Origin of the sequence: Caldovatus sediminis (assembly GCF_014644455.1) — a bacterium.
GTDB lineage: Bacteria > Pseudomonadota > Alphaproteobacteria > Acetobacterales > Acetobacteraceae > Caldovatus > Caldovatus sediminis.
In genome coordinates, this window is record NZ_BMKS01000003.1 from 178,740 (window position 1) to 193,200 (window position 14,461).

Sequence of the window (14,461 nt, forward strand, 5' to 3'; positions counted from 1 at the left end):
CGCAGGCCGCGCCTAGCGGATCGCGACCGGGTTGATGATGCCCTGGACCGCGCCCCGGTAGAGCGGCTGGCCGAGGACGAACAGGAACTCCGTCACGCCGTCGCGGACCAGCTCGCGGGTGTCGAGGTTCTCCAGGATGTAGATGCCGTTCTGCGCCAGCAGCACCTGGTGGCCCTGCCAGATCACCTTGGGGTTCTTGAAGGGGACCGCCTCCACCCCCCAGGTGTCGGCGCCCACGGCGAGGGGCTGGAGCGAGGCGAGGTACTCGGCCCCGGCGGCGTCGATCCCCGGCTCCTCGGAGCCGAAGCGGCGCGGGTCCTGCTCGATCAGGGACAGCCAGCCGGTGTGCAGGACGACGACGTCGCCCGGCGTCACCCGAACGTTCTGCTGCTGCATGGCGGCGCGCAGCTCGTCGGCGGTGACCAGCTCGCCGCCGTCGAGCCGCGGCCTGTTCCGGAACCGGGCCAGGTCCACCAGCACCGCGCGGGTGACGAAGGGCGGGATCTTCTCGATGCCGAGCCTGGTGACGCCGGTGGTGCGGACGAAGTCCTGCGCCTTGTTGCCGTTGTAGAAGACGCCGTCGATGCCGAGGTGGGCGAGGCCGTCGATCTGGGTGCCGACGCCGAACCATCCGGTCACCATGTCGTCGCAGTAGCTCATCCTGTTCTCGGACTCGCCGACCACGGCGCCGCCGAACTGGTCCGGCATCATCACCGTCACCGCGACGCTGCGCGGGGGGAAGGCCGGCGTGTTGCGGTCCACGACGATGCCGAGCCGGTAGGTCTTGCCCTCGCGCGCCAGGCGGATGGCCTCCAGGACCTTCTGGGGGGTGAGGAGATTGGCCGCGCCGATCTCGTCCTGCGGGCCCCAGCGGGAGGGGAACCAGTCGCGGCGCCGGGCCGCCGCCGCGGCCCCGGCGGCGGCGGGAGGGGCCGGGGGCTGCTGGGCCTGGACCGGGGTGGCGTGGAAGCCCAGATGCGCACCGCCGCAGGCGACGCAGGCGGCGCCGAGGAAGGCGCGGCGCGAGGGGACCCGTTGCATGGCTGTTCCCTCCGTTCCCCTCTCCTTCGGCCGGCCCGGCCCTGCCGGGACCGGTCCGCCGCATGCTGGCGGGGCCGGCCGGAGCCCGGCGATCACGTCTCCGGGTGACGGCGGGCGAGGGGCGGGGCGACAAGGACTTGGGCCGCGCGTTCCACCGCACCACAGGACGTGGTAGGAGGCCCCCGATGACGCCCGCCGAGACCCCGATCGCCCTGGGCGCCGACCACGCCGGCGTCGGCCTGAAGGCCGTGCTGCGGGAGGCGCTCCGCACCGCCGGCCACCCCGTGCTCGACCTCGGCACCGACGGGGAGGAGAGCGTGGACTACCCCGACTTCGCCCAGGCCGTCTGCGCCGCGGTGAAGGAGGGCCGCGCCCGCTTCGGCGTGCTGGTCTGCGGCACCGGCATCGGCATCGCCATGGCCGCCAACCGCGACCACGCCATCCGCTGCGCCGTGGTGCACGACGTGACCTCGGCGCGGCTGACCCGCGCCCACAACGACGCCAACGTGATCGCCTTCGGCGCCCGGCTGACCGGGCCGGAGGTGGCCCTGGAGGCGCTGCGCACCTTCCTCGCCACGCCCTACGAGGGCGGCCGGCACGACCGCCGTGTCGCCAAGCTCAGCCCGGACTGGATCCCGCCGCCATGAACGAACAGAGCCGCCCGGCCGTCGCCCCGGCCCGCCTCTTCACCGCCCCACTCGCCGAGGCCGACCCGGAGATCGCCGAGGCGGTCGCGCGCGAGCTCGCGCGCCAGCAGGACGGGATCGAGCTGATCGCGAGCGAGAACCTCGTCTCCCGCGCCGTGCTGGAGGCGCAGGGCAGCGTGCTGACCAACAAGTACGCCGAGGGCTATCCCGGCCGCCGCTACTACGGCGGCTGCGAGTTCGTGGACGTGGCCGAGACGCTGGCGATCGAGCGGGCGAAGCGGCTGTTCGGCTGCGGCTTCGCCAACGTGCAGCCGCACTCCGGGGCGCAGGCCAACGCGGCGGTGTTCTTCGCCCTGCTGCAGCCCGGCGACGCCTTCATGGGGCTCGACCTCGCCGCGGGCGGGCACCTGACGCACGGCTCGCCGGTCAACATCTCCGGCCGGTGGTTCCGGCCCGTGCCCTACACGGTGCGCCGCGAGGACCAGCGCATAGACATGGAGGAGGTCGCACGCATCGCGCGCGAGAGCCGGCCGAGGCTGATCATCGCCGGCGGCAGCGCCTATGCGCGCCACTGGGACTTCGCGCGGTTCCGCGAGATCGCCGACGAGGTCGGCGCCCACTTCATGGTGGACATGGCGCATTTCGCCGGGCTGGTGGCGGGCGGGGCGCATCCCTCTCCCTTCCCGCACGCGCACGTCGTCACCACCACGACGCACAAGACGCTGCGCGGGCCGCGCGGCGGGATGATCCTGACGAACGACGAGGCGATCGCGAGGAAGGTCAACGCCGCGGTCTTCCCCGGCACCCAGGGCGGGCCGCTGATGCACGTGATCGCCGCCAAGGCGGTCGCGCTGGGCGAGGCGCTGCGGCCGGAATTCCGCGCCTATGCCCGGCAGGTGGTGGCCAACGCCCGGGCGCTGGCGGAGACGCTGGCGGGGCAGGGGGTCGGCATCGTCACCGGCGGCACCGACAACCACCTGGTGCTGGTGGACCTGCGCCCGAAGCGCCTGACCGGCAAGGCGGCGGAGGCGTCGCTGAACCGCGCCCACCTCACCTGCAACAAGAACGCCATCCCCTTCGACCCGGAGAAGCCGATGGTCACCTCCGGCATCCGCCTCGGCACGCCGGCGGGCACGACCCGCGGCTTCGGGGAGGCGGAGTTCCGCGAGGTGGCGGCGATGATCGGCGAGGTGCTGGACGGCCTCGCGCGCGCCGACGGGCCGGAGGCCAACGAGGCGGTGGAGCAGGCGGTGAAGGCGCGCGTGCTCGCGCTCTGCCGGCGCTTCCCGATCTATCAGGCGGCCTAGGGACGGCGGCGGCGCGCTGGAGGCAGGGAGGAGACCATGCGCTGCCCGTTCTGCGGAGGCGAGGACACGCAGGTGAAGGACAGCCGCCCGGCCGAGGAGGGCGGCGCGATCCGGCGCCGGCGCGCCTGCCCGTCCTGCGGCGCGCGCTTCACCACCTTCGAGCGGGTGCAGCTCCGCGAGCTCACCGTCATCAAGTCCGACGGCCGGCGCGTGCCCTTCGACCGCGAGAAGCTCGCGCGCTCGATCCGCGTGGCGCTGCGCAAGCGCCCGGTGGACGAGGACCGCATCGAGCGCATCGTCAACGGCATCCAGCGGCGGCTGGAGACCGAGGGCGAGCAGGAGATCACCTCGCGCCAGATCGGCGAGATGGTGATGGAGGTGCTGAAGGAGCTCGACCAGGTGGCGTATGTGCGCTTCGCCAGCGTCTACCGGAACTTCCGCGAGGCGAAGGATTTCCAGGCGTTCCTGGGGCAGCTCGACGCCGGCTGAGGCGACGGGGCGGGTCTTCCGCTCGGGGGGCGCGCCCCGGTCCCCGCGACCGGGGCCGCGCGGCGCCCCGGGCCGCGCGCCGCGGCGCCTTGCGGCGGCGCCTCCGGGGCGGTCTAACCCCCTCCGCATGCCGCCCGCCGCCGCATCCGACGACCTCGCCCACATGCGCGCCGCCCTCGCCCTGGCCCGGCGCGGGCTCGGCAATGCTTGGCCCAATCCGGCGGTGGGCTGCGTCCTGGTGCGCGACGGCCGCGTGGTCGGCCGCGGCTGGACCCAGCCCGGCGGCCGCCCGCACGCCGAGACCGAGGCGCTGCGTCGCGCCGGGCCCGAGGCCGCGCGCGGCGCCACCGCCTATGTCACCCTCGAGCCCTGCTCCCACCACGGCCGCACGCCGCCCTGCTGCGACGCGCTGATCGCCGCCGGCGTCGCCCGCGTCGTGGTCGCCCTGCAGGACCCGGATTCGCGGGTGAACGGCCGCGGCCTCGACCGGCTGCGCGCCGCCGGGATCGCCGTCGAGACCGGCCTCTGCGAGGCCGAGGCGCGGGCGGTCAACGCCGGCTTCATCCGCCGCATCCGCCTCGGCCTGCCGCTGGTGACGCTGAAGCTCGCCACCACCCTCGACGGCCGCATCGCCACCGCCACCGGGGAGAGCCGCTGGATCACCGGCCCCGCCGCCCGGCGGGAGGGGCATGCGATGCGCGCCCGCCACGACGCGGTGCTGGTCGGCAGCGGCACGGTGCTGGCCGACGATCCGGACCTCACCTGCCGCCTGCCGGGCATGGCGGCGGTGCCCGCGCTGCGGGTGGTCGCCGATTCGCGGCTGCGCACGCCGCTCTCCGCCCGGCTGGTCGCGACCGCGCGGCAGATCCCGACCTGGCTCGCGACCCGCCCCGGCCATCCGCCGGCCCGGCGCGCCCCCTACCAGGAGGCCGGGGTGGAGATCCTGGCCGTGCCGGCGGCCGAGCCCGACGGCGGCCTCGACCTGCGCGCGCTGCTCGGGGCGCTCGGGCAGCGCGGCGTGACGCGGGTGCTCGCCGAGGGCGGGGCGGCGCTCGCCGCCGCCCTGCTGCGGGCCGACCTGGTGGACCGGATCGCCTGGTTCCACGCCCCCGGCATCCTCGGGGCCGAGGGGCGGGCGGCGGTGGACCACCTGCCGGTGACAGGGCTGGCGCAGATGCCCAGATTCCAGCGCGTCGCCTCTCGCCCCCTGGGCGAGGACTGGCTCACCGAATTCGAACGCGGCAACTGACGAGCGGGGCGCAGGGAAGGCATGTTCACCGGAATCGTCACGGCCCTCGGCATGGTGCGCGAGGTGCAGCCGATCGGCGGGGGCCACGACCTGCGCCTGGTCGTCGGGGTGGCGCCCGCCTTCCTGCGCGAGCCCGCGCCGGCGGCGCCCGGCGCCTCGATCGCCTGCTCGGGCTGCTGCCTGACCGCGGTGCAGCTCGGCGACGACTGGTTCGCCGTGGACGCCTCCGCCGAGACGCTGTCCCGCACGACGCTCGGCCGCTGGCGCGCCGGCAGCCGGGTGAACCTGGAGCGGCCCCTCCGCCTCGGCGACGAGCTCGGCGGGCACCTGGTCAGCGGCCATGTGGACGGGGTGGCGGAGGTGCTGTCGGCGACGCCCGAGAACGCCTCGGTCCGCTGGCGCTTCCGCGCGCCGGCGGCGCTGGCGCCGCTGATCGCGCCGAAGGGGTCGGTGGCGCTCGACGGCGTCTCCCTGACCGTCAACGAGGTTGACGGCGCCGTCTTCGGCGTCAACATCATCCCCCACACCAGCGCCGTCACCACCTTCGGCACGCTGCGGCCGGGCGACGCGGTGAACCTCGAGACCGACGTGCTCGCCCGCTACGTCGCTCGCCTTCTGGAGGCCCGGACATGAGCGCCGCCGCGAGCGGGACCCGCCCCCTGCGCGCCAGCTTGCACGACTTCGTCGCCCCGACCGAGGAGCTGATCGAGGAGGCGCGGCGCGGGCGCATGTTCATCCTCGTGGACGACGAGGACCGCGAGAACGAGGGCGACCTCGTCATCCCCGCGCAGTTCGCGACGCCGGACGCGATCAACTTCATGGCCAAGCACGCGCGCGGCCTGGTCTGCCTCGCGCTGACGCGGAGCCGCGTCGAGCAGCTCGGCCTGCCGCTGATGGCCCAGGCCAACGGCACGCGGCACCAGACCGCCTTCACCGTCTCGATCGAGGCGCGGGACGGCGTGACCACCGGCATCTCCGCCCACGACCGCGCCCGCACCATCGCGGTCGCGATCAACCCGGAGCTGGGGCGGGAGCACATCGTCACGCCGGGCCACGTCTTCCCGCTGGTGGCGCGCGAGGGCGGGGTGCTGGTCCGCGCCGGCCACACCGAGGCGGCGGTGGACCTCGCGCGGCTCGCCGGCCTGATCCCCGCCGGCGTGATCTGCGAGATCATGAACGACGACGGCACCATGGCCCGCATGCCGGACCTGGTCGCCTTCGCGCAGCACCACGGCCTCAAGCTCGGCACCATCGCCGACCTGATCGCCCACCGCCGCCGCACCGAGCGGCTGGTGCGGCGCGTCGAGGAGGGGGTGCTGCCGAGCGCCGTCGGCGGCGAATGGCGCGTGGTGGTGTTCCAGACGACGCTCGAGCCCGGCGAGCACGCGGCGCTGGTCAAGGGCGACCTCGACGGCCCCGGCCCGGTGCTGGTCCGCATGCACGCGGCGAACATGCTGGAGGCCGCGGCGGGGCGGAACATGCGCGAGCTCTACGCCGCGATGCGCATGATCGCCGCCGAGGGCCGCGGCGTCGTCGTGCTGCTCCGCGACTGGCGCGCCACCGGCCTCTCCGAGCAGGTCCGGCGCATCCGCGAGCGCCGCGCGCTCGCCCCGGAGATCCGCGACTACGGCATCGGCGCGCAGATCCTCGCCGATCTCGGCGTGCGGGAGATGATCCGCCTGTCCAACAACCCCCGTCCGGTGGTCGGGCTCGAGGGCTACGGCCTGCGCGTGGTGGAGACGCGGCCGATCCCCCTGCCGGCCCAGGAGGCCTGCTGTTGAGCACGGCCGACAGCCCGGAGCGGCCGCCGCCGCGGATCGAGGGGCCGCCGCCGCGCATCCTCGTCCTGCAGGCGCCCTATTACCGCGCCGTCATCGAGGGCATGCGGCGCGGCGCCGATGCGCTGCTCGCCGCGGTCGGCGCCGAGGTCGAGACCGCGGAGGTCGCCGGCGCCTTCGAGCTGCCCGGCGCGCTCCGCCTCGCGCTCAAGGCGCCGCGCGGCCGCCGCTGGGACGGGTTCCTGGTGCTCGGCTGCGTGGTGAAGGGGGAGACCGACCATTACGACCACATCTGCCGCGAGGCCTGCCGCGGCGTGATGGACATCGCGGTGGAGACGGGGGTGCCGATCGGCTTCGGCCTGCTCACCGTGCACAGCCTCGCCCAGGCCGAGGCGCGCTCGCGGCCGGAGGACCGCCACAACAAGGGCGCGGAGGCGGCGAACGCGCTGCTGATGCAGCTTGCCCTCGCCCGGCGCTGGGGCGTGGCATGAGCGGGGGCAAACGCCGCAAGCCGTCGCGCGCCGCCGCCGCCCCGCCGAGCCGCCCCCGCACCGGCGCGCGTGTCGCCGCGGTGCAGGCGCTGTTCCAGGCCGAGCAGACCGGCGACCCGGCCGAGGCGGTGATCGAGCAGTTCGTGCGCCACCGCATCGGCGCGCTGCCGGGGACGGGCGGCTTCGAGGAAGGCCGCGTGCCGCAGGCGGACGTGCCGCTCTTCGCCGCCATCGTCCGCGCCGCGACGCGCGAGGCCGGGGCGCTCGACCAGGTGGTGCGCGCGGCGCTCGCCGCCGACTGGCCGATGGAGCGCATAGACCCCGTGCTGCGCGCCCTGTTCCGCGCCGCCGCGGCGGAGCTGCGCGATCCCGCCGGGCCGCCGGCGCGGGTGGTGATCAACGAGTATCTCGACGTGGCGCACGGCTTCCTCGACGCCGAGGGCGTGCGCTTCGCCAACGGCGTGCTGGACGCGGTGGCCAAGCGCCTCCGCCCGGCGGAGTTCGCGCCCGGTTCGGCGGCGCGGGACGGGACGGCTTGAGCCTGCCGCCGGAATTCGCGCTGATCGCCCGGCATTTCCGGCCGCTCGCCGGACCCGGCGCGCTCGACCTGCTCGACGACGCGGCGCTGCTCGACCCGCCGCCCGGGCGCCAGCTCGTGCTGGCGGCGGACGCGATGGTGGAGGGGGTGCATTTCCTCCCCGCCGACCCGCCGGAGACGGTGGGGCGGAAGCTGCTGCGCGTGAACCTCTCCGACCTCGCCGCGATGGGCGCCGAGCCGCTCGGCTACCTGATGACGACGAGCCTGCCCCGCGGGGTGGCGGATTCCTGGATCGCCGGCTTCGTCGCCGGCCTCGCCGAGGACCAGCGGATCTTCGGCCTCTCGCTGCTCGGCGGCGACACGACGGCGACGCCGGGGCCGGCCTGCCTGTCGCTGACCATCCTCGGGACCGTGCCGCCCGGCCAGGCGCTGCGGCGGGCGGGCGCGCGGCCGGGCGATGCCGTCTGGGTCTCGGGCACGCTCGGCGACGGCGCGCTCGGGCTGCGGGTGCTGCGCGGCGAGCTGCCGGGCGACGCGGAGGGGCATCTCGCCCGGCGCTACCGGCTGCCGGAGCCGCGGCTGGCGCTCAGCCGGGCGCTGCGCGGCCTGGCGCGCGCGGCGCTCGATGTCTCGGACGGGCTGGTGCAGGACCTCGGCCATCTCTGCCGCGCGGCCGGCTGCGGGGCGGAGATCGAGGCGGCCGCCGTGCCGCTCTCGCCGCCGGCGCGCGCGCTGGTCGAGGAGGACCCGGCGCGGCTCCTCCTCGCGCTCACGGGCGGCGACGACTACGAGCTGCTGTTCGCGGCGCCGGCGGGGGCGGAGGCGGAGGTCGCGCGGCGCGCCGCCGCCGCCGGCACGCCTGTCATGCGGATCGGGCGCTTCGTCGCCGGCCCCCCGGAGGTTACGGTCCGGGGCCGGGACGGCGCGCCGCTCACCCTGGCGCGCGAGGGCTGGAGCCACTTCTGAGGGCCCTCCCGCCGCTGCCGGGGCGCGGCCGGCTCAGCGCGCCGGCGCGGCGAGCCCGGCGGCGGCCTTCAGCGCATCGGTGGTGTCGAAGTCGCGCAGCACGGCGTCCGAAGCCATCTCCACCTCGACCACCCGGTCCGCGTGGGTGCCGGCCAGGTGGCGGGCGCCGACGTCGCCAGTAATCGCCATCATCTCCGGCACGAACTCGCGGCTCCACAGCATCGGGTTGCCCTGCTTGCCGCGGAAGGTCGGCATGACGATGGCCCGGCCCTCTTCCGGGTCGAAGGCGGCGAGCAGCCGGTCGATCATCGCACCCGTGACCAGCGGCATGTCGCCGAGGCAGACCAGCACGCCCTCGGCGTCCGGCGGCAGGGCGCGCAGCCCGGCCTTGAGGCTGGCCGACAGGCCCTCGGCATAGTCCTCCGCATGGGCGAACAGCACCGGTCGGCCGGTCAGCGCCTCCTCGATCCGCTCGCGCTCGTGGCCGGTGACGACGATCACCGGCCGGGCGTGCGAGGCGAGGACGTTGTCCACCACCCGCGCGATCATCGGCGTGCCGCGCGGGTCGGTGACGAGCAGCTTGTTGAGCGGCGCCATCCGCCGCGAGCGGCCGGCGGCGAGCACCAGCGCCGCGATCTTGCGGGGGCGCCGCGGCGCGGTGGCCGGCGGCGGGGTCTTCGGCGCCTGCTCACGCGGCAGCGGACGGGTCTCGATCTCCTTGAGCAGACCGCCGACCCCCATCGCCATGATGTCGCGCGGCGTCACCGGTACCCCCGCGAAGGTGCGCTGCAGCACCCAGTCGAAGCCGTTGAGCTTCGGGCTGCGCGCGCAGCCGGGCAGGACGAAGGCGGGGATGTCGCCGATGCGACCGGTGCAGATCAGGTTGCCGGGATCCACCGGCATGCCGAAATGCTCGACCGTCCCGCCCGCGCGCACGATCGCGGCCGGGCCCACGTCGCGCCGGTCCACCACCGCCGAGGCGCCGGCGATCAGCAGCAGCTCCGCCCCGGCGCGCTTCAGGCGGTTCAGGGCCTCGGCGACCGCCGGCTCCTCGTGACGGCAGCGCTCGACGGGAAGGAGCGTGCCGCGCAGCGCCTCGATCCGGGCGCGCGTGGCCTCCACCGCGCCTTCCATGATGCTCTCCTTGAGGCCGGGCAGCTCGGTGAAGACCAGGCCGACCTGGAGCGGGCGGAACGGCTTGACCTGCAACGCCGGCGCGCCGGAGCGGGCGACCGCCTCGACGACCTGGAGCACCGTGCCGGGGACGGCGAAGGGGATGATCTTGATCGTCGCGATCATCTCGCGCGGCTCGACCACCGCGTAGGGCGGCAGCGTGGCGACGGTGACCGACTCGTCCACCGCGTTGATGCGGTCGATCCTTCGGGCGTCGAGGACGAGCAGGCCGGCCGTCTCGGCGAACAGGTTGACCCGGCCGGTCGAGGCGCGGGAGCGGGCGACGAGCGGCGCGCGCAGCGCCTCGGCCACGCGATCGGCGGCCTCGTCCTCCGGGACGTCGCCGGTCTCGAGGCGGGCGGCGACGACCTCGCGCCGGCCGGCCTCGCGCAGCGCCGTCAGCGCGCCCTCGTCGAGCACGGAACCCTTCTTGATGACGCGGCCGCCGGGCAGCCGGACCGTATGGGCGAGGATGGCGCCACGCGCTTCCTCGAGCGGCGTGGGACCGAAGATCATGCGGCTGCCGCCCCGGGGGCCGAAGCGGCCTTCTTCGTGGCGATCGCGGCGCCGCGGCGCACCGCGACGATCTCGGCGAGGATGGAGAGCGCGATCTCGGGCGCCGTCACCGCCTCGATGTCGAGGCCCACGGGCGCGTGGATGCGCGCGATCGCGGCGTCGTCGAAGCCCATCTCCTTCAGCCGCGCGACGCGCTTGGCGTGGGTGCGCCGGCTGCCGAGCGCGCCGATGTAGAAGGCGGGGCTCTTCAGGGCGCGCTCCAGCGCGGGGTCGTCGAGCTTCGGGTCGTGGGTGAGGGTGACGACCGCGGTGCGCGCGTCGGGGCGCAGCGCGTCCATCGCCTCGTCGGGCCAGTCGGTGGAGAGGGTGACGCCCTCGAAGCGCTCCTCGGTGGCGAAGGCGCGGCGCGGGTCCACGACGGTGACGGCGAAGCCGAGCCGCGCCGCCATCGGCACCAGCGCCTGGGCGACGTGCACGGCGCCGACGACGATGAGGCGCAGCGGCGGGTTGTGCGGGTGGACGAACCAGGGCTCGCCGTCGAGGCTCACCGTGCGCGCCGTGTCGTCGCGCAGCGCCGCCGCCGCGGCCTCGGCGAGCGCGCCCGGGCAGGCGTCGTCGGGCCAGAGGCACTGTCGGCCGTCGGTGAGGCGCGTCAGCAGCGCCACCGGCCGGCCGGCGTCGCGGTCGGCGAGCAGGCGCTGGAGGATCTCCGGCGTCACGACAGCTTCTCCACGAAGACCTTGAGCTTGCCGCCGCAGGCGAGGCCGACCTCCCAGGCGCGCTCGTCGCTGATGCCGAAGTCGAGGAGCTGCGGCGCGCCGGTCGCCATGGTCTGCTTCGCCGCGTCCGCGACCGCGCCCTCGATGCAGCCGCCGGAGACGCTGCCGGCCATCCGCCCGCTCGCCGTCACCGCCATGCGGCTGCCGGCGGGGCGGGGCGAGCTGCCCCAGGTCTCGACCACCGTCGCCAGCGCCACCGTCTCGCCCGCGGCGCGCCACGCGGCGGCGGTGCCGAGGACGTCCTCCGAATCGCGGCTGGTCATGCGGCCCTCCTCCCGTGCCCGGCGCGCGGCTGCGGAGCGGAGAGGCTCTCGACCAGCGCGCGCAGGCTTTCAAGGTTGTGCACCGGGCGGAACTCGTCCACATGGGGGAGCATCGCCCGGATGCCCTGGGATTTGGGTTGAAATCCCGCGTAGCGCAACAGCGGGTTCAGCCAGATCAGCCGCCGGCAGGAGCGGCGCAGCCGGTCGGTGGCCTCGGCGAGGCCCTTGGCGCCCTCGCGATCGAGCCCGTCGGTGATCAGCAGCACGACCGCCCCCTGGCCGAGCACGCGCCGGGCCCAGAGGCGGTTGAACCGGGCGAGCGACTCGCCGATCCGCGTGCCGCCGGACCAGTCGGGGACGGCCTGCGCGACCAGCTCGAAGGCCACCTCGGCGTCGCGATGGCGGAGCTGGCGCGTGACGTTGGTGAGCCGGGTGCCGAACAGGAAAGTGTGGACGCGGTCGCGCTCGTTCGTCACGGCGTGCAGGAAGTGCAGCAGGATCTGCGCGTAGCGCGCCATCGAGCCCGAGATGTCGCAGAGCGCGACCAGCGGCGGCGGGCGGGTGATCCGCCGGCGCCGCGCCAGGGCCAGGATCTCGCCGCCCTCGCGCAGGGAGGCGCGGATGGTGGCGCGCAGGTCCAGGCCGGGGCCGGAGGGATCGGCGCGGAAGCGGCGGGTGCGGCGCTCGTCGAGCGGCAGGACGAGCCGGCGGATCTCGCGCTTCGCCTCGGCGATCTCGGCCGCGCCCATCGCCTCGAAGTCCATCCTCTGCAGGCGCTCGCGGTCCGAGACGGTGAGGGTCGCCTCGCGCAGCGGGGGAGGGGGCTCGGCCTCCTGCGGCGGCGGGCGGGGCCGGTCGGCCATCAGCGCCTCGGCGACGCGGCGGGCGGTGGGCGGCGGGCGCTCCTTCTCCTTGCCGGCCTCGAACAGTTCGAGCGCGGCGGCCTGGCGGCCGGCCTCGGGGCTGCGCCAGAACAGGGTGAAGGCCTGGTCGAACAGCTCGAAATGCTCGCGGCGGTGGACCATGACGGCGCGCAGCGCGCCATGCACCTGCGCGCGGTCGGCGAGGTCCACGATCGTCAGCGCCTCGGCCGCGGCGATCGCCTCGCCGGCGCCGACGGGCAGGCCGGCGCGGCGCAGCAGCCGGACGAAGGCGAGGAGGTTCGAGACCAGGTGACCGCCGCCGACCCCCGCCCGGACGATCGCGCTGGCCGGGGCGAGGGCCATCAGGCGGCCGCCGCCTGCTTCGCCTCGGCCACCAGCCTCGCCGCCTCGGCGCCGCGCAGCCTGGCGATGTCGTCCTGGTACTTGAGCAGCGCGCCGAGCGTCTCGTCCACCGCGGCCGGCTCCAGCTCCTGGCGGTCGAGGGCGTTGAGCGCCATCGCCCAGTCGATCGTCTCCGCCACGCCCGGCAGCTTGAAGTAGTCCCCCTGCCGCAGGCGCTGGACGAAGGCGACGACCTCGGCGGAGAGCTTCTCCGGCACGTCGGGGGCGCGGATGCGCAGGATCGCCCGCTCGCGCGCCGCGTCCGGGTAGTCCACCCAGTGGTAGAGGCAGCGGCGGCGGATCGCGTCGTGCACCTCGCGCGTGCGGTTGGAGGTGATGACGACGACCGGCGGGACCTTCGCCTTGATCGTGCCGAGCTCCGGGATGGTGATCTGGAAGTCGGCGAGGATCTCGAGGAGGAAGGCCTCGAAGGGCTCGTCGGCGCGGTCGAGCTCGTCGATCAGCAGCACCGCCGGGTCGCCGTCCAGCGCCTGGAGCAGCGGCCGCTCCTGGAGGAAGCGCCGGTCGTAGATGCCGCGCTCGAGCGCCGCGCGGTCCTGGACCTCGCCGGTGGCCTCGGCGAGGCGGATCGCCATGAGCTGGCGCGCGTGGTTCCACTCGTAGGCCGCGGCGGCGAGGTCCATGCCGTCGTAGCACTGCAGCCGCACCAGGCGGCGGGGGAGCTGCGCCGCCAGCACCTTGGCGATCTCGGTCTTGCCGGTGCCCGGCTCGCCCTCGAGGAACAGCGGCCGGCCCATGCGCAGCGCGAGATGCACCGTGGTGGCGAGGGCGCGGTCGGCGACGTAGCCGCCGGCGGCGAGCAGGCGCTGGGTCGCCTCGACCGTTGCGGGAAGCGCCACCGGGTCAGCCCACCACGAACAGCAGGATCAGGATGATCAGCATCAGCACCGCGCCGATCCAGAACTGCATCGGCAGCCCGAAGGGCTCCATCGCGAAGAACAGCCGGAGCGGCCTCAGGTCGAAGGGCTCGGCCGGCGGCGGCGCGATCGCACCGGGGCGGGTGCCGGGCACCGGCGGCACGCCGTGCTGCGCGATCGGGCTGGCCGCGAGCCGCTCGCGGTCCGCAAGGTACTCGGTGTCGGTGCCGGGCACGGGCGTGACGCCGGCCGCCCCGGGCGCCTCCGCACCCGCCGCCGCGCCGGCGACCGCCACCGCCTCGGCCGGGGTGAGCAGACGGGCGAAGCGGTCGAAGAACTGGTCGGCCATCTGCCGGGCCGTGGAATCGATCAGCCGCGCGCCGAGCTGGGCCATCTTGCCGCCGACCTGGGCCTTCACCGCGTAGGTGAGCACCGTCTCGGCCGGGCCTTCCTCGCGCAGGGCGACGTCGGCGCCGCCCTTGGCGAAGCCCATCGCGCCGCCCTGGCCCTCGCCGACGATGGTGTAGGCGTTCGGCGGGTCGAGGTTCTCAAGGCGGACCTTGCCGGTGAACTTGGCCGACATGGGGCCGATCTTCACCGCCACGCGGGCGGAGAAGGAATCGTCGCCGGTCTTCTCGATCGATTCGCAGCCGGGGATGGAGGCGCGAAGCACCTCGGGGTCGTTCAGGGCCTCCCAGACGCGCTGGCGCGGCGCGGGGATGCGCCGCTCACCGGTCATCTCCATGGTCGCCTCCATCTCGCGGCGCGGAACGACCTGCCGGCGGCGCCGTGGCGGGCGGCCGACCGCGATCGCGCAGCATGTTCGGGCCGGACACTAGGGCGGCGGGACGGGCCCGGAAACCCCCCGACGGGCGCGATGGGCCGCGGGCATGGACACTTGCGGTTGCGCGGAGGTGCGTGCTGCGGTCGGGCGCCCCGGCTGGGCGCGGATCGCCGCGACAGGGCAGGAGCCTTTCGGCGCTGCGAGGCACGGCCGTGCCTGACTCCTTCGCAAAAGGGTGAAACCGTGGGACGCCGTGGCAGGCGCGGCGGAAGCGGGTCCGGTGGGCGCCGGGTTCGC

General features: G+C 75.3%; 16 protein-coding genes. 9 read left to right on the forward strand and 7 right to left on the reverse strand.

Annotated elements, in window-relative coordinates; all coding sequences use genetic code 11:
* Positions 1-12: 12 nt before the first annotated feature.
* Entirely contained in the window at positions 13-1,041 is a 1,029-nt protein-coding gene (locus IEX99_RS06110) for a cyclase family protein (protein ID WP_188899130.1), read from the reverse strand.
* A gap of 185 nt (positions 1,042-1,226) precedes the next feature.
* On the opposite strand from IEX99_RS06110, the gene rpiB reads away from it, so the two are divergent.
* From rpiB to thiL, 9 genes are all read left to right on the forward strand, one after another.
* Positions 1,227-1,688, forward strand: coding sequence for a ribose 5-phosphate isomerase B (gene rpiB / locus IEX99_RS06115; protein WP_188899131.1), 462 nt, complete (start codon positions 1,227-1,229; stop codon positions 1,686-1,688).
* A complete protein-coding gene (glyA, locus tag IEX99_RS06120) occupies positions 1,685-2,995 on the forward strand; it encodes a serine hydroxymethyltransferase (protein ID WP_188899132.1) in 1,311 nt (436 codons plus the stop codon). The genes rpiB and glyA overlap by 4 nt, the downstream gene beginning before the upstream one ends.
* Positions 2,996-3,031: 36 nt before the next feature.
* Entirely contained in the window at positions 3,032-3,484 is a 453-nt protein-coding gene (nrdR, locus tag IEX99_RS06125) for a transcriptional regulator NrdR (protein ID WP_188899133.1), read from the forward strand.
* Between the two features lie 127 nt (positions 3,485-3,611).
* Entirely contained in the window at positions 3,612-4,733 is a 1,122-nt protein-coding gene (gene ribD, locus IEX99_RS06130) for a bifunctional diaminohydroxyphosphoribosylaminopyrimidine deaminase/5-amino-6-(5-phosphoribosylamino)uracil reductase RibD (protein WP_229677841.1), read from the forward strand.
* A gap of 21 nt (positions 4,734-4,754) precedes the next feature.
* Positions 4,755-5,366: a riboflavin synthase gene (locus IEX99_RS06135; protein WP_188899134.1), complete on the forward strand. Its 612-nt coding sequence runs from the start codon at positions 4,755-4,757 to the stop codon at positions 5,364-5,366.
* Positions 5,363-6,514: a 3,4-dihydroxy-2-butanone-4-phosphate synthase gene (ribB, locus tag IEX99_RS06140; protein ID WP_188899135.1), complete on the forward strand. Its 1,152-nt coding sequence runs from the start codon at positions 5,363-5,365 to the stop codon at positions 6,512-6,514. Before IEX99_RS06135 ends, ribB begins: the two co-directional genes overlap by 4 nt.
* Entirely contained in the window at positions 6,511-7,002 is a 492-nt protein-coding gene (ribH, locus tag IEX99_RS06145; protein WP_188899136.1) for a 6,7-dimethyl-8-ribityllumazine synthase, read from the forward strand. Before ribB ends, ribH begins: the two co-directional genes overlap by 4 nt.
* The gene (gene nusB, locus IEX99_RS06150) at positions 6,999-7,541 is read left to right on the forward strand and encodes a transcription antitermination factor NusB (protein WP_188899137.1); all 543 of its coding nucleotides are present in this window, start codon (positions 6,999-7,001) and stop codon (positions 7,539-7,541) included. The genes ribH and nusB overlap by 4 nt, the downstream gene beginning before the upstream one ends.
* A complete protein-coding gene (gene thiL / locus IEX99_RS06155; protein WP_188899138.1) occupies positions 7,538-8,506 on the forward strand; it encodes a thiamine-phosphate kinase in 969 nt (322 codons plus the stop codon). The genes nusB and thiL overlap by 4 nt, the downstream gene beginning before the upstream one ends.
* Before the next feature lie 33 nt (positions 8,507-8,539).
* On the opposite strand, the gene IEX99_RS06160 is transcribed toward thiL, so the two are convergent.
* From IEX99_RS06160 to IEX99_RS06185, 6 genes are read right to left on the reverse strand one after another with little or no spacing between them, the layout of a single operon-like run.
* The gene (locus tag IEX99_RS06160) at positions 8,540-10,195 is read right to left on the reverse strand and encodes an NTP transferase domain-containing protein (protein ID WP_188899139.1); all 1,656 of its coding nucleotides are present in this window, start codon (positions 10,193-10,195) and stop codon (positions 8,540-8,542) included.
* A complete protein-coding gene (locus tag IEX99_RS06165) occupies positions 10,192-10,914 on the reverse strand; it encodes an XdhC family protein (protein WP_188899140.1) in 723 nt (240 codons plus the stop codon). The genes IEX99_RS06160 and IEX99_RS06165 overlap by 4 nt, the downstream gene beginning before the upstream one ends.
* Positions 10,911-11,237 carry an XdhC family protein gene (locus tag IEX99_RS06170; protein WP_188899141.1) on the reverse strand — a complete coding sequence of 109 codons (327 nt, stop codon included), beginning with the start codon at positions 11,235-11,237 and terminating at the stop codon, positions 10,911-10,913. The genes IEX99_RS06165 and IEX99_RS06170 overlap by 4 nt, the downstream gene beginning before the upstream one ends.
* Positions 11,234-12,463 carry a vWA domain-containing protein gene (locus tag IEX99_RS06175; protein ID WP_188899142.1) on the reverse strand — a complete coding sequence of 410 codons (1,230 nt, stop codon included), beginning with the start codon at positions 12,461-12,463 and terminating at the stop codon, positions 11,234-11,236. The genes IEX99_RS06170 and IEX99_RS06175 overlap by 4 nt, the downstream gene beginning before the upstream one ends.
* Positions 12,463-13,362, reverse strand: a complete 900-nt coding sequence (locus tag IEX99_RS06180) for an AAA family ATPase (protein WP_188899143.1) — start codon at positions 13,360-13,362, stop codon at positions 12,463-12,465. Before IEX99_RS06180 ends, IEX99_RS06175 begins: the two co-directional genes overlap by 1 nt.
* A 4-nt stretch (positions 13,363-13,366) precedes the next feature.
* On the reverse strand, positions 13,367-14,125 hold the full coding sequence (locus IEX99_RS06185) for an SRPBCC family protein (protein WP_188899144.1): 759 nt from the start codon (positions 14,123-14,125) through the stop codon (positions 13,367-13,369).
* Positions 14,126-14,461 lie beyond the last annotated feature (336 nt).

Excerpts from the sequence above, each read along its gene's own strand:
- nusB (WP_188899137.1), top strand. The coding sequence starts at position 6,999 with ATGAGCGGGGGCAAACGCCGCAAGCCGTCGCGCGCCGCCGCCGCCCCG.
- IEX99_RS06110 (WP_188899130.1), bottom strand. The coding sequence starts at position 1,041 with ATGCAACGGGTCCCCTCGCGCCGCGCCTTCCTCGGCGCCGCCTGCGTC.
- glyA (WP_188899132.1), top strand. The coding sequence starts at position 1,685 with ATGAACGAACAGAGCCGCCCGGCCGTCGCCCCGGCCCGCCTCTTCACC.
- IEX99_RS06185 (WP_188899144.1), bottom strand. The coding sequence starts at position 14,125 with ATGGAGATGACCGGTGAGCGGCGCATCCCCGCGCCGCGCCAGCGCGTC.
- rpiB (WP_188899131.1), top strand. The coding sequence starts at position 1,227 with ATGACGCCCGCCGAGACCCCGATCGCCCTGGGCGCCGACCACGCCGGC.
- IEX99_RS06170 (WP_188899141.1), bottom strand. The coding sequence starts at position 11,237 with ATGACCAGCCGCGATTCGGAGGACGTCCTCGGCACCGCCGCCGCGTGG.
- IEX99_RS06160 (WP_188899139.1), bottom strand. The coding sequence starts at position 10,195 with ATGATCTTCGGTCCCACGCCGCTCGAGGAAGCGCGTGGCGCCATCCTC.
- ribB (WP_188899135.1), top strand. The coding sequence starts at position 5,363 with ATGAGCGCCGCCGCGAGCGGGACCCGCCCCCTGCGCGCCAGCTTGCAC.
- IEX99_RS06135 (WP_188899134.1), top strand. The coding sequence starts at position 4,755 with ATGTTCACCGGAATCGTCACGGCCCTCGGCATGGTGCGCGAGGTGCAG.
- ribD (WP_229677841.1), top strand. The coding sequence starts at position 3,612 with ATGCCGCCCGCCGCCGCATCCGACGACCTCGCCCACATGCGCGCCGCC.
- IEX99_RS06175 (WP_188899142.1), bottom strand. The coding sequence starts at position 12,463 with ATGGCCCTCGCCCCGGCCAGCGCGATCGTCCGGGCGGGGGTCGGCGGC.
- nrdR (WP_188899133.1), top strand. The coding sequence starts at position 3,032 with ATGCGCTGCCCGTTCTGCGGAGGCGAGGACACGCAGGTGAAGGACAGC.